This window comes from Mycobacterium lepromatosis (assembly GCF_000975265.2).
GTDB classification, from domain to species: domain Bacteria; phylum Actinomycetota; class Actinomycetes; order Mycobacteriales; family Mycobacteriaceae; genus Mycobacterium; species Mycobacterium lepromatosis.
The window spans coordinates 1,783,805-1,797,411 of the sequence record NZ_CP083405.1 but is presented as its reverse complement, the minus strand read 5'-3'; the positions used below and the strand labels follow the sequence as shown (position 1 = coordinate 1,797,411).

At 56.7% G+C, this 13,607-nt stretch carries 11 protein-coding genes, 2 tRNA genes and 2 pseudogenes; 10 read left to right on the top strand and 5 right to left on the bottom strand.

The window, feature by feature from the left end; genetic code table 11:
- The first annotated feature begins 27 nt into the window (after nucleotides 1-27).
- From MLPF_RS08610 to MLPF_RS08595, 4 genes and pseudogenes are all read left to right on the top strand, one after another.
- Entirely contained in the window at nucleotides 28-1,077 is a 1,050-nt protein-coding gene (locus MLPF_RS08610; RefSeq protein WP_045843042.1) for a YncE family protein, read from the top strand.
- A 53-nt stretch (nucleotides 1,078-1,130) separates the two neighbouring features.
- Nucleotides 1,131-1,329 (top strand): annotated as a pseudogene (locus MLPF_RS08605) (DUF5703 family protein).
- A gap of 20 nt (nucleotides 1,330-1,349) precedes the next feature.
- Nucleotides 1,350-2,432, top strand: coding sequence for a quinone-dependent dihydroorotate dehydrogenase (locus MLPF_RS08600; protein WP_045843041.1), 1,083 nt, complete (start codon nucleotides 1,350-1,352; stop codon nucleotides 2,430-2,432).
- 4,124 nt (nucleotides 2,433-6,556) lie between these two features.
- Nucleotides 6,557-6,739 (top strand): hypothetical protein, encoded by a 183-nt coding sequence (locus tag MLPF_RS08595; RefSeq protein ID WP_156147083.1) that lies wholly within the window; start codon nucleotides 6,557-6,559, stop codon nucleotides 6,737-6,739.
- A 267-nt stretch (nucleotides 6,740-7,006) separates the two neighbouring features.
- Here the strand turns inward: MLPF_RS08595 and MLPF_RS08590 are convergent, their stop codons facing one another.
- Complete coding sequence (locus tag MLPF_RS08590) at nucleotides 7,007-7,537, bottom strand: YbhB/YbcL family Raf kinase inhibitor-like protein (protein WP_045843038.1); 531 nt, start codon at nucleotides 7,535-7,537, stop codon at nucleotides 7,007-7,009.
- A 31-nt stretch (nucleotides 7,538-7,568) separates the two neighbouring features.
- Nucleotides 7,569-8,957, bottom strand: coding sequence for a M20/M25/M40 family metallo-hydrolase (locus MLPF_RS08585; RefSeq protein ID WP_082082364.1), 1,389 nt, complete (start codon nucleotides 8,955-8,957; stop codon nucleotides 7,569-7,571).
- Nucleotides 8,958-9,084: 127 nt separating this feature from the next.
- On the opposite strand from MLPF_RS08585, the gene MLPF_RS08580 reads away from it, so the two are divergent.
- Nucleotides 9,085-9,171: transfer RNA gene (locus tag MLPF_RS08580), tRNA-Leu, on the top strand.
- A gap of 355 nt (nucleotides 9,172-9,526) precedes the next feature.
- On the opposite strand, the gene MLPF_RS08575 is transcribed toward MLPF_RS08580, so the two are convergent.
- Nucleotides 9,527-9,751 carry a hypothetical protein gene (locus MLPF_RS08575; RefSeq protein WP_050039090.1) on the bottom strand — a complete coding sequence of 75 codons (225 nt, stop codon included), beginning with the start codon at nucleotides 9,749-9,751 and terminating at the stop codon, nucleotides 9,527-9,529.
- Between the two features lie 422 nt (nucleotides 9,752-10,173).
- On the opposite strand from MLPF_RS08575, the gene MLPF_RS08570 reads away from it, so the two are divergent.
- Entirely contained in the window at nucleotides 10,174-10,311 is a 138-nt protein-coding gene (locus tag MLPF_RS08570) for a hypothetical protein (protein WP_156147081.1), read from the top strand.
- A 187-nt stretch (nucleotides 10,312-10,498) separates the two neighbouring features.
- Entirely contained in the window at nucleotides 10,499-10,669 is a 171-nt protein-coding gene (locus tag MLPF_RS08565; RefSeq protein ID WP_237817104.1) for a hypothetical protein, read from the top strand.
- Here MLPF_RS08565 and MLPF_RS08560 read toward each other — a convergent pair.
- Nucleotides 10,666-10,896, bottom strand: a complete 231-nt coding sequence (locus MLPF_RS08560; protein WP_237817102.1) for a hypothetical protein — start codon at nucleotides 10,894-10,896, stop codon at nucleotides 10,666-10,668. The two genes, MLPF_RS08565 and MLPF_RS08560, sit on opposite strands and share 4 nt — an antisense overlap.
- A 389-nt stretch (nucleotides 10,897-11,285) precedes the next feature.
- Between MLPF_RS08560 and MLPF_RS17485 the strand changes: the two genes are divergently transcribed.
- Nucleotides 11,286-11,474: a hypothetical protein gene (locus MLPF_RS17485; RefSeq protein WP_045843034.1), complete on the top strand. Its 189-nt coding sequence runs from the start codon at nucleotides 11,286-11,288 to the stop codon at nucleotides 11,472-11,474.
- 41 nt (nucleotides 11,475-11,515) lie between these two features.
- Nucleotides 11,516-12,669: pseudogene (locus tag MLPF_RS08550) on the top strand (lipid-transfer protein); the annotation flags it as partial.
- A gap of 54 nt (nucleotides 12,670-12,723) precedes the next feature.
- Here the strand turns inward: MLPF_RS08550 and MLPF_RS08545 are convergent.
- On the bottom strand, nucleotides 12,724-13,341 hold the full coding sequence (locus tag MLPF_RS08545) for an ANTAR domain-containing response regulator (protein ID WP_045843033.1): 618 nt from the start codon (nucleotides 13,339-13,341) through the stop codon (nucleotides 12,724-12,726).
- Between the two features lie 94 nt (nucleotides 13,342-13,435).
- Between MLPF_RS08545 and MLPF_RS08540 the strand changes: the two genes are divergently transcribed.
- Nucleotides 13,436-13,509, top strand: a tRNA-Leu gene (locus MLPF_RS08540).
- Nucleotides 13,510-13,607 lie beyond the last annotated feature (98 nt).

The window sequence follows — 13,607 nt, the reverse complement described above, 5'->3', positions numbered from 1 at the left end:
TGATGTACCATATTCTAGGGTTAACCGTTGCTGTCGCCAGGTAAACGAACATTTCAACGCTGTTTAGCTGGCGTGTTGCTAGCACTCATGACCGGCTGTTCGTCGAATCCGCTTGATAGCTCTCCACCCACCATCGAACCCGCGCAGCCAGCCGGTTCACCACCGGTGTCACAGAAGCCGGTGGGTGCAGTGCGACCACTGGGTGGCCACCCGCAAGGTGCGGTATTCGACAGCGGCATTCGCCGGTTGGCGGTCCTGTGCCCAGGCACCGATCCCACTGCGCCCGCCAACATTACTGTGTTCGATGACACGCACACTCGGCCACGCGTGATCGTTCTACCGGGGCCTGCAACCGCGTTGACCAGCGACGACCATGGCACCGCCTATCTTGCCACGCACGGTGGCTACTTCGTGGTCGATCTCGTAGGCGGTCACACCTCACAGGTGAACGTCACCGTCGCTGGGCGCGCCAAATTCACCGCAATCGCACGCCGAGCGGACGCCAAGTTGGTGCTGGGCAGCGACGACGGCGCTGTCTACACCCTTGCCGCGACGGCACCTGGCACCGACACCGCTACCGCTAGCAACCGAAAAAAGATCTTTGCGCGTATCGATTCCCTTGTAACGCAAGGAAATAACACAGTAGTGTTAGATGGTAAACAGACGTCGGTAACTACGATCGGCGCCGACGGTCATGTCCAGCAAGCGCTGCGAGCCGGCGAAGGCGCAACCACGCTGGCCGCTGATCCACTGGGCCGGATCTTAGTCGCCGACACCCGCAGTGGCCAGCTGTTAGTCTACAGTGTAGACCCACTAATATTGCGTCAGACTTATCCCGTGCGCCACGCCCCGTACGGGCTAGCCGGATCCCGCAAGTTGGCCTGGGTATCCCAAACCGCCTCTAACATCGTTATTGGTTACGATCTGAACACCGGAATCCCCGTCGAAAAGGTACGTTACCCAACCGTGCAGCAACCCAACTCGCTGGCTTTTGACGAAGCGTCAGACACCTTGTACGTGGTATCGGAGTCAGGCGCGGGAGTGCAGATCATCGAGCACGCGGCAGGTACACATTGAGCAACCGATCGGCACCACCGTGGAGCCGGCTATCTGCCGGTTGAGATGCTGAGATGTCTAACGAGTACGAATGGGTGCCGTTGCGCCTACCTCCAGAAGTGGCCACAGCTTAGCGCATCTACCTGGCCGCCCATTGACGCTGAATATCACGGTTGGGAGCTGACCAAGGTGCGGATCTACACCGACAGCAGTAGGAGGATGTTATTGCGCCGCAATAATTCTCATCTGGAAAACACAGGATCCAACCGGTGACCCGGCCAGCCGGAACTGTGATGGACCGGGTCGTACGCCGGCTGCTGTTCCTGATCCCACCCGAGCGAATACACACACTCGTTTTTGCCGTGCTGCGCGGCGTAACCTCCATTGCTGTGCTGCGCCAGTTGTTGCGCCGGGTACTGGGACCGACGGATCCGGTGCTGGCCAGCACGGTTTTTGGGGTGCACTTCCCAGGACCGCTGGGGCTGGCTGCAGGCTTCGACAAGGACGGGATGGGGCTGCTTACCTGGGGTGCATTAGGTTTCGGTTATGCTGAAGTCGGAACTGTCACCGCGTATCCACAGCCAGGCAACCCGGCTCCGCGCATGTTCCGACTGCCCGCCGACCGGGCTCTGCTGAACAGGATGGGATTCAACAATCACGGCGCTGGAGCGCTGGCCATTCAGCTCGCCCACCACCGCCCCGAAGTACCTATCGGGGTGAGCATCGGCAAGACCAAGACAACGCCGGCCGCCCAGACTGTCGATGACTACCGGACCAGCGCCCGGCTGGTCGGCCCGCTGGCCTCGTATCTGGTTGTCAATATCAGCTCCCCGAATACGCCGGGGCTCCGCGATCTACAAGCAGTCGAGTCGCTGCGCCCCATCCTGTCAGCCGTCCTGGCTGAGGCCTCAGTACCAGTGCTGGTCAAGATTGCACCCGATGTCTCCGATTCCGACATCGATGACATCACAGACCTGGCCGTCGAACTGAGACTAGCAGGCATCGTGGCAACCAATACTACGGTGTCACGTGACTGCTTGGTGACACCGGGAATCGATGCGCTAGGGGCAGGTGGCATCTCGGGGCCGCCGGTGGCACACCGCGCTATCGAGGTGTTGCGCCGGCTCTACGGACGGGTCGGTGACCGTCTGGTGCTCATCAGCGTGGGAGGCATCGAGACCGCCGACGACGCATGGGATCGCATTACAGCGGGCGCCTCGCTGCTCCAGGGCTATACCGGATTCGTTTACGGCGGGGGCTTGTGGCCCAAACACATTCACGACGGCATCGCACGCCGGCTTCATGACGGTGGGTTCGCCTCACTGCGCGACGCGGTCGGGTCAGCGGCCGACAAATCGAAACAACCGCCAGGATAGGTCATGCGCCGTATCCTGGTCATCTGTAGCGTCGTCGCGTAGCAGTTTCTCGGAACGGTGAAATCTGCAAGCCAAGGTCAGCTGGTCGATGTCGGTGTGGCGCGTGGTCGCCCAATCCTGGACGTCTGTACTCGCATCACTGCCGAGAACAATCGCAGTCTGGGATTGTGCAACCACGACCCTTAGCAAAAAGATTGAGATAATGCACTAACTAACCCAGGAGGAAAGTAACAGCATAACATCCGCCACTCGTCACCTTCCGTCGGGGATCATTGCCAGCGTAAACGTGATGCTATCGCCGTTGGCTATACCGCCGCCTATCACATCCGATTTGCCAACGTTCCGGCGTTCGTCAGCTGGAGTCCCCTATTCGTAGTGGCGTGCTATGACCTCGCCGCTGCGTTAACGTTCTACCTGTTGAATACACGAATCTCGCTAAGACAAGATCGGCGCAATATCTATCGAAATTTTGTTCCTCTAGTGGGTATTGTTGTCACGCAAGGTAGTCAACTGATAACAGCACTCAAAAATATAAAACTGCGACAATCGAGTCGAACAATCGCAAAAAATTTTGAGAAAAAATCAAATATATGCGCAAAATATTGACCCAAATATCTAAGTCTAGAGCCTGTTCATCAGCACAAAAAGCATAGACCAACGCACAATTTCCACTTTGATTGTGGACAACATGAATCCCATCCGCTCCTGAATAGAGCGAATCTTCAGTTTTTCGAGTTCTTGCGCAACCAATCTGATTGACTTTATATCAACTTTCTAGCCCCATGACCACTTCCGAGCCTCCAGGTGAAATGCCCCGATAGTCCAGAGCGCGAAAATATCTATTGGGAACAAAGAAATGTATCTTAGGATATATACCCGATATTCAACTACACTATGCTGATTTCTTGATATTGAGAGCTACCGGAACAAGTACCTGCTGGTAACCTGCGAAGTATAGACCGAGAGAACGCGTATCGCAGATGATTACGCTGTGCCGCAGCGAAATTAAGCGATTTTCCCTCAATATTATATAGCACAGACCCCCAACGAGCACAAGTGCATTGGAAAATCTGTCAATTTGCTGGGAAGTTTTACCTAGGACACTGAATACCGCTGGTAATCAACAGTATTCGGTCTGTAGCGCACATGCAATTATTCAGGGACAGGTGTGACCAAGCGACCAACCCCACCAACGCATGTATCAAAGCCACCTCTCATAGTTGCGGCCAGCGGGCTTGCTGCTCTGGCTGGTCACGTCATGGCTTCTGCGCGATTCGCATCTCCGGAACGCCTCTGTGCATCTATCCCTGTCTGCATCGCGTGCACTTTCGGATCCTCCTTCGTCATGGGATTTTCCTTACTTTACTCATCGCTTGCGCTAACCTAGCATAAGCGTAAAAATTGGCGGCCAAATTATCTGGCATAGAATATCGTCACCATCAGAATATCGTTCTCTTTCATGCACAACTTGACGGTCTTGCGCCATTGTACTGTCCATGACCGGCTCCAAAAATTCCTCGGCAACCCGGCGCTGCATGTGGCGGGTGCAATCATTATGGTTGGCTTCTGTGCACGGTGAAAAAACTATTCCTGCACAACAACAAATCCGAACTTTCTCGTGTCCGTAAGCAAGCCGCCTCCAGCAATGACCTGCGTTGTTAGCAATACCTCAAACACAACAAAGGCTTTTGTCCTCATTGTTTGCTCTATTCTATTTTAGATGAGCTATACATTAATAATTGACTTTTGTGTCGACTCAGCGCCAACCAGGTAAAGAGGAGTTACTACACACAGATCTACTCTGCCCGAGCTGCCCCACTTCACGGCTACGCAATAGAATCCTCGACATCTTCAGGGAGCATTGGTGGTTCCCTCAACAACGGTGTGCATTAAAATTCTTGACGTACTGAGAAATACATGCAGACACCCTGCGGTATCTGGTCCTACGGTCGGCTCCACCTTTTCGAAGTTAACCACCTGACGCACGATTTCCTGTAATGCGTACTGGGTGAATTCTTGCATTGTCTTGGGTTCGCTGGAGGCTTTCTGTACACGGAGAGGATGTGGTATGGATGGTATCACAGTGGGCGTACTCGCAGGAGTTGCGGGAGCGGCAATAAGGGCAAGAAGGATGGCGGGAGAAGTCGGGGCGGGATACGGTGGTAGCCAGAGGAGCGATTAGGCCGAGCGTGAATGTCAAGTGCAAGAATTGAAGCTTGTCAACGAGATTGTGCGAATAGTGAGCGCGTTTTTCGCCGCGGTGGAAGTCGATCGCTGACTGCAGTGATCGTGGAGTACATCAATATCCACCGCGAAGAATTTGGGTCGATCCGATCTGTCGTGTGCTGTCTGAACAGGCTGACGTGCAGTTCACTCCGTCTACCTACGACACCGTCAGGCGGCAGATTTTGTGCGGGCAACCGATTTTACCGACACGTATGACGGCAAAACCCTGTTTGATCTGCAGATGGGCTAACCTACTGATCTGACGGTGTGCACAGGCTTTGGTGTGCTGCTAAACACACAGGTCACAGTTGGGGTCCAGACAAGGCGGCACAGCTGATGTGCATCGCCGGTATTGACGACGTAGGGCACAGTAATTTAAGTGCAACACTCGCACGATTGAGCACGACAAGCCTTCGCCGCAGCAGCATCCCGACCTGCTCGATCATGGCTGGTCAACGCCGACCCACCCGGATGAGTGATGGGTAGCGGATTGCACGTATGTGTGGACGCTGCAAAGGGTTTACTATACCGCGTTTTGTGTGGACGTGTTCTCCCCCAGCATCCTGGGCCGGCCGGTGATGACCAGCAAGATCGCGGTGCTTGGTCACATCGGTGCTTGATCAGGCACTGCTCACCCGCTATTGCACATAGCTCCGTGTCCCTATAACGGGTTTGATTCACCACGTAGACACAAGGGGAAAGCGGGAAGTCGGTATACGTCGATCAGCGTTCACCGAGGCGCTGCACGAGGCCGGTATCGTCGGGTCCATCAGCAGTGACCGCGACTTTTTGTGCATCGGTTGTGGGGTTCGGGCTGTAGGACGGTACAAATCTGAGTTAATCGACTAGCGTCCAACCTTCACCGGTCGCGTCGAACTAGAACGGGACACCGCCTCCTGAGTGCACTGGCACAACACGATCAGACTCCACCTCATCAATCCCAATACCGACCACCAGTCGCATACGAACAGCGCTACCATCAGACAGTCACCCCGACCGAAATGACATGAACCGATAATCTCCGACAACACCAGAACAGTTCAACATGCTCCAGTCGTTATTCACCTCCCAGGACAGTGCCTTGTGGGCCGTGATCTTCTACCGAGTCCGCCACCTCCGACTCGGTCGCACACACACCAGCTCAGGCTTGACGGCACCCTCTTCACCACGATAGCCGGCATGCCAGTTGTTAATCTGGTGTACGAGAATGTCCAGGCTGGGTACCTCGATCCCTTCCACTGACAGCCGATCCGACAGTCGGTGCTATCAGAATGATGATGGGTGATTGTCGGTTTAGGGTGGGCCGGTCGGGCGTAGCTCGAACACTCAGCCCGCCGGACATAAGCAATGTGGTGGTTGTGTTGCTGTTCGGGGGCTATGTGATAGGCCCGGTCTTGAGAGCGAGCGCGGCGGCGTTTGGGCACCAACGCGCTCCGGTCGGCTTTAGTGCAGGGGTAGCGGCCACGCTAGGGTTGTCTTCCGGTGCCAGTATACCGGCCGGTGGACAAGCACAAACTCGGAAACGGCAGTGCGCTGCTCGACGCGGTTATATAGGTTCGCCCTGATAGCGAAAACAAAATTAGCCTTCCGTCAGACACCTAACTAACCACCACCAGCCCCAGAACGTCTTCACCCCATGGTTAAGTACGGCAATAGAGCACTTCAAGTTGGACGCATGTCAAGTTGGCCCGCCATCGGCGTATGCAATGGTGTAGTCGAGATCGCAGTTCATGACAGGCTGGCAGCAGTCGTGCCAGCGACACGTCCATTCCTGGCAGAGGGCCGCGCGACACCTACGGCTAGCCGGGGCGCTGCAGCATCGACGACCAACACGACGCCTTGCAACCGATGATCCGATAAACACGACACACCATCGTCCGAAAAATGTCGGAAAGTCAATGTCACCAGCTGTGAAGATTTCCGCCCGCTTCGGCAACCACTCTCGCATTGCCCGGACATACCGCAGTCAACTCGAGGTCAACTCCTGGCTGATTCGCAACGCCGCGACCCACTCAACAGTCAATACCTCCACGACGTCGACCACCTACGCTTCGGTGTCCGAGCAGCACAAAAGCCGATAGACAAACAATCGCCAATCGCGACCAAGCCGCGCTGCGGTCGCCCGATTTTCCGCCCGAGACAAAGATAAAGATCGGACCTACCAGCGCCGCAGAATCCGGCGTGGTTGTCGCTTGAACAGCTCCTCAAACCAGGCCGCCACATCCAGCGGCGATCCAAATCCAAGCCTAGGGCTGTCATAACGTATATACGATTACGTCACAGCCGTCCAACATTGTATCCCTAAAACGCGACCGGCGGCGCTTGCTAAGGTGTTCAGTGTGACCTAGCTAGTGCTTTTCGCAAGTGCCGTGGATGACGGCGCGACCGATTGCGTGCTGGAACAGATTGAATCCCAGGAAAGCCGGACTTGCGTCCTCGCTGAGATTGAGCTTTTCTACCTGCACAGCATGCACCGCCACGTAATAGCGGTGCACACCGTGGCCAGGCGGCGGAGCAGCACCCACGTAACGGCGCATGCCCGCATCATTTATCAACGTCAACGCTCCGGCCGGAAGTTCACCGTCACCGCCCACACCTGCTGGCAACTCGGTGACGTCTACGGGCAGGTTGGCCACTGCCCAGTGCCAGAATCCCGATAGGGTCGGTGCGTCGGGGTCATAGACGGTGACCGCAAAGCTACAGGTCTCGGTCGGAAATCCCGACCAGCTCAGCTGAGGGCTGACATCTGCTCCCCCCGCACCCATGATGCCGCTGATCTGCGGTGTAGCCAACGGCTGGCCGTCGGTAATCGAGTCCGACGTCAGGTAAAACGATGGCAGCTTGGGCAACGCGGCGTATGGGTCAGGCAGCAAACTCATGGACGATCCTCTCGTGATTAATACTTTGCGATTAGCAGTGTGTCAGGAAGTGCGCCAGCACATCGATGCCAAACTTGAGCGCGTCGATGGACACCCGCTCGTCGACACCGTGAAACAGCGCGGTGAAATCCAATTCTGGTGGCAACCGCAGCGGACTAAAACCAAAGCAGCGAATACCCAAGCGTGCGAAAGCTTTCGCATCGGTGCCGCCGGAAGCCATGTAAGGCACCGTTCGACCATCGGGGTCGACCGCCAGCACGGCAGCGTTCATGGCATCAACCAGATCCCCGTCGAAGGCAGTTTCGTATGGCGGCAAATCCTTGATCCACTCCCTAGTCACATCAGGACCGATCAATTCATCAATCTCAGCCTCGAATGCCGCCTGCCGGCCGGGTAGTATGCGGCAATCAACCACAGCTTCCGCAGTCGCCGGCACCACGTTGACCTTATATCCGGCCTTGAGTACCGTCGGGTTAGCAGTATCGTACAACACGGCTTTCAACATGCGAGCCATCGGTCCAAGCTTTTCGATTGCTCCTTCCAAGTCGGGCGACCCAATGTCGAATTCGAGGCCGGTCTCCTCGCTGATCGCGGCCAGAAATTGGACTACGGTGTCGGTCGGCACGAGCGGAAACTGGTGACGCCCCAGACGCGCAACCGCCTCGGCGACCGCGGTGACCGCGTTCTGATCGTGCACCATCGAGCCGTGCCCCGCTCTGCCCCGTGCAGTCAGCCGCATCCACTGCATACCTTTCTCGGCCGTTTCAATCAGGTAGAGTCGACGCTTACCACCGTTGCGGCACGGCACAGTTAGCGAAAAGCCGCCGACTTCGCCGATAGCTTCGGTAACGCCGTCGAACAAATCGGGCCGGTTATCGACTAGCCATTGCGATCCATAACTGCCACCATGCTCTTCGTCGGCAACAAATGCGAAAACGAGATCTCGCGACGGCGCGATGCCGGCCTGCTTTAGCTGCCGGGCGACCACGATCATCATGCCCACCATGTCTTTCATGTCGATCGCACCACGGCCCCAGACCTGACCTCCTTCGACTGCACCGGAAAACGGGTGCACGCTCCATTCGGCGGCTTCCGCGGGCACCACGTCGAGATGCCCATGGATAAGCAGGGCGCCGCGCGAACGATCCACACCCGCAAGACGGGCAAACACATTGCCTCGACCGGGTGCCCCGGATTCCACGTATTCAGGCTGGTAGCCAACCTCGGCGAGCTGGGCGGCTACCCACTGCGCGCACTCAGCCTCACCCCGCGTGGTCTCGGGGTCGCCGGTGTTGGTGGTGTCGAACCGAATCAACCTGCTGACAACCTCAACCACATCATTGCTCGGGTTGACTGGGACGTCGGTCTCAAATGTCACAGTCACCTTTCCTACCACCACTACAGTGAGCGGGTGTGACATCTTCGTCTTTTGCACGACTTACAGCAGCCGCTTGTCGATTCGTTCGACAAGTCCGGAGCGCTGAGCTGGATTGGTCCGGCGCAGACCAATCCGATAGCCTTAGCTACCCAACTGTGGTTGAGGTCTCGTCCGAGTGGCGGAATGGCAGACGCGCTAGCTTGAGGTGCTAGTGCCCTAATTAATGGGCGTGGGGGTTCAAGTCCCCCCTCGGACACACTGTGTGATTAGTCAGGTTACCGCCCGGAACACCGTTTTGGTAGCGAGCTTCTGGTGGTTAGCCTCACCCAGTCGCCAACTACTACAGTCAAGATGACGGCCTAGACAACCGCGCAAACGATGCTGTAATGACATGTTGCTAAAAGCGCGCCGTCTAATATCGTGAATCCTCTCAATCATGCCTGCCCGGAACGTCGATATTCGGCAACTAACCAAAAACGGTTCAAAGCCGAACATGTCTTCCAGCAACGCCACCAGCTCGTCGCCGTAGCGATGCCACTAGTTGCGCAGATAACCACGACAGCACCCGCTGCGCATCATCTGTGTTCACAGCAAGGAGCCAAACGGGAAAGCTACGGTATTCTCAACCGTAATGCACCCTCTTTGGCGATAACCTCCAACTCCCCAACAACTGCCGCAAGTTTGGCCTCGCCGTCCGCTGTTAATCGGCAGGGTTGGCGCGGCTCGTTCCGTACCAGCGGCTCAATGAGGACGCGTTCCTCTAAGCTAGCGATCGCACCGTGTAATGTTCTACTCCCCCGGATCACCCCAAAAAACTCCTTGATATCGCGGGCCAACGCATATCCGTACTTGAGACCAGAGGCTAAACTCGCTATAATTTTTCGCCTTGCCTACTTTGCCCGACCGAAGCGACGAACAGCACAAGCCAGGCTAGTAAATCCAAAGTCCTAACGCCGCGGTTTTTCATCGATCCAGTACCATCGTCAATTCCGTTTCTACATAATGGTATCCAGGTTTCTAAGCCGATCCAGACAACAATTCGATCGACATGGCACAGTCACATGTTGCAAACAGCAGTTCGCGATAAGGGCGTCGCGTTTGTCTAGTCGGTGTCCGGCCTCGCGAGCTTACTTGGAATTGGTAAGGGGTCCGTAGCCCAGATTGCGACCATGACCCCACCGAGTGACTTCCTCCGGCAGACACCGACGTGCAACTTCCGCGACCGACGTGAACTGGGAGCGTGTTCGCAGGACAGCTGATGTCCTACTGCAGTAAGCAGGATTTGCTCGTCCTGAGGTTGACTCACGGCGGTGTTCCGGTGGGCTGGGCAATCGCTTCGGCGCTGGATGCTGAGCTCGACGTGTTCTTGGTGAGCAAGTTCGGCGTGCTGTGGTGAAGCGCGCACTACGAGCTCGCAAGTTCGACAGCGCTGACTAAAGCGTTGTTGTTGTGTGGTGGCCGGGGGTGTTGGTGTTTGTGGCAGGAATTGTTGGTCGGTTTCATAGGTGGCAGGTGAAGTAGTGTTCTGGTGTGCCATCGCTGGCCGATACGGTCGGGAGTTTGGTGGGCTAGCCTAGATCTTGTTGGCGCTGGGTGTTGGGGGCGCTTTCGGGTGCATGCTATGGCTGTGGGGTGTCTGTTTGTTCACCGGCCCTCGGCCAGCCGGTGTGCCCCCGGCTGTGTTGGTGCCGTGTTGGTTTCACAGTTCGTCGATGACCTCGCAGCCGGTGATGACGCGTACGGCGGTGCTCTAGCCTAGGGCAGTACTTGACTTTTTGTGGGGATCGACCGCGGAAGGAAGATAAAAGCCATCCACGGCGTGATCTGGTGACTTGTGCGCGTGGCGGGCTAACACATCACCAGAAAAGCGCAACTGATCCCCGGCCACCCGCCACACCAGACGCACCCCCAGCATCGCCAGCTTCGATGTCGCGGCCGGTGACCAACACCAACTACTCGGCGGCCCTTGCAAGCAGCCCACCTACGCCGCGACCAACCCTAAACCACCAACACAACCCACACCACCGATCCCCACCACATAACCCACCACACCCCTCAACCACACAAAACCAACAACACCCTAGGCTTCAATTACCCCAGCGATGCACCGTTCAATACTGGCTCGCACAGGTAGCTGCGGTGCAAGTTGTAATACGTTTCAGTTTTTGTAGTTTGGCTCGGTACGCTGGCTCGATGCCAGAGGTCACCCACCGAGCGTAGGCGACCAAGGATTTGGCTAGCCACCGACGATGCCGATAAAGAAACCGGCAACCCCTATTTGCTCTACAGCAAGTTCCCCCAATGCAGCACCTGCGTCTTCTCGCCCCGGGGGAACAACTGTCTCAACTCCACCCTACACCAGCGACACACTTGACTCCGCTGGGTTGTCGACGCGGTCGCGCTGGCCCGCAAGAGGCTAATCGTTTATGGGGCAAGGCGGTCGAGACGGCAACACTTGCCACTGATCTGAAGGCCTGCGTCGATATAGAGCGGACCACCATGCCGCTGTTCACCTACGACGTGATCGAACACATGATACACGGGTGGATAATCCCATGAACATAATTACGCCGACACCAGTGTAGATCCTCCGCACCGGCATGTACCCGTGGGGCAAGCCTGGCAACGACTTCACCGAATACGAGGGAATCACCGCCCGCTACACACTCACTGAATTCAGTTTAAACTGAAGGCCGATTCAGCCGGTAACCAGTGCAGACACGATCCACAGCGGGTATCCGGGTTTCGTTGCCATCGCTACGTTCGCACAGAAACGCGGCTCGAACTGCGTACCAGTCAGCTCGAGCTATACCACGTGCGTCAGCGGTCCGCAGATGCCGCAAAGTGCGCAGGCTCAGATCTTGGCTGCTTTCTGCAACGTCGCACTAAATCATCACGCCGAAGGGGCTTTTGGCACCGATGGAAGGCCAACACTGCAACGATCCAAACTGACGGCAGTGCCATCTCATTGGGGCTACCCACCCGGTGCATTTCGCACTGCCCATGCGGCGGCGGATGGAAGGGATCTCTACGGGGCCATACTCGAAGATTTCGCCCAGGTGAAGGTCAAGAATTCCCAGTATAGCCTACAGAATCCCAATATCCAATTCCGCAAAGAGACATCAGTCTCTACGATGTACTGGCCAGCTGGGTGGCGGCCGATCCGTTGCAACTTCTGGATATATGCACCACCTCTGACGGCGCGGCAGCACTGATCGATCGTGGCCAGCACAAATTTAGCCCGCCAATACCTCGGCTCGCTGTACGAAAGATACCATCGGTGCGCGCAATCACTATCACCCCACACTACCCGCAACTCCTGAACGAATTACCTTACATCACAACAGATTTCATAGCCGTTGCGCCAACATCGGACCGAGCGTTCAAGGATCAAATTCTCGACACCGCCTATACCTAGGTCGGCCTCGGGCCCAACGACCTGAGCCTGGCCGCAGGTTACAACCTTTCACCGCCTTGGCACTCTACTGGTATGAACCACCTGGGGCGGTGCGCCAAGGATGAAGCCGAGGCGCTGCTGCACAGTGAAGCAGCCACTCTAGAAGAGAAGATCCCGGTCAACCTGTCGGGAGGGGTGGCGTACTTCGGCGAGACCATCCCCACCCAGGCGATCGCCCAGGCCTGTGAACTAACCTGGCAACTCCGTGGACAAGCCACCGGCCGTTAGGTCGAGCAGACCAAGGTCAGCATCACCGCCAATCAGGGCTTGTACGGTCATGGCTCGTCGGCAATCGTGGAGTGCTCAAGAGTTTTCTCACGCAATTTGCTGGGCAAGCATGCTGCCGACCGGCTAGGTGTCTTTGGAAATGTCGAGGGTTTCCAGGACGACTTCAGCCACCCGTTTCATCGTGGTCCGCCGATCCATGGCTGCACGTTGAATCCATTTGAACGCCTCGGGTTCAGTCATGCCCTGTTTGACCTGCAGTAGGCCTTTGGCTCGCTCGACGAGCTTACGGGTCTCCAGCCGGTCAGCCAGCGTCGCCACTTCGCGTTCCAGTGCGGTGAGCTCACTAAACCGGCTCATCGCCAATGCGATCGCCGGAATCAAATCGCTGATGGTGAAAGGCTTAACCAAGTAGGCCATAGCCCCCGCATCGCGTGCACGTTCAACCAAGTCACGCTGACTGAACGCGGTCAGCACCACGATCGGCGCGATGCGTTTGCTGGCTATCTCCGATGCTGCGTCAATCCCATCACGGCGCGGCATCTTCACATCCATGATCACCAGGTCGGGTTTATGGCGTTCTGCCAGTTCGACCGCTTCCTGGCCATCAGCGGCCTCTCCAACGATGTCGTACCCTTCATCTCGCAGCATCTCGGCCAGGTCGAGTCGGATGAGTGCTTCGTCTTCAGCAATCAGAACCCGGTGCGGCGTGGCGGCGTCGGCGTCGGTCGTGGGTTCGGTCATAAGGCCATTCTGACGTGGCCGCCAACGGCTAGCGATCTCGGGGGCAGAGTGAACTCTTGGGAGGCTCCTCTCTAAGGTAGTTAAGCCGGATAAAGCCCTCGTATCCCAACTGGCAGAGGAAACGGACTCAAAACCCGTCCAGTGTGGGTTCGAATCCCACCGAGGGCACTATCGGAAGCCGCCGGCAATTCACCGCCTAAGCTCGGTAAACATTGAGCTCAACGGCTAGGCTTTGGGTGCAGCCGCTGAGAAGCATAGTACCCCAT

Coding starts and splice junctions, on each gene's coding strand:
- MLPF_RS08590 (WP_045843038.1), bottom strand. CDS start 7,537: ATGAGTTTGCTGCCTGACCCATACGCCGCGTTGCCCAAGCTGCCATCG.
- MLPF_RS08545 (WP_045843033.1), bottom strand. CDS start 13,341: ATGACCGAACCCACGACCGACGCCGACGCCGCCACGCCGCACCGGGTT.
- MLPF_RS08570 (WP_156147081.1), top strand. CDS start 10,174: ATGTCCTACTGCAGTAAGCAGGATTTGCTCGTCCTGAGGTTGACTCAC.
- MLPF_RS08585 (WP_082082364.1), bottom strand. CDS start 8,957: ATGTCACACCCGCTCACTGTAGTGGTGGTAGGAAAGGTGACTGTGACA.
- MLPF_RS08600 (WP_045843041.1), top strand. CDS start 1,350: ATGGACCGGGTCGTACGCCGGCTGCTGTTCCTGATCCCACCCGAGCGA.
- MLPF_RS08595 (WP_156147083.1), top strand. CDS start 6,557: ATGTCACCAGCTGTGAAGATTTCCGCCCGCTTCGGCAACCACTCTCGC.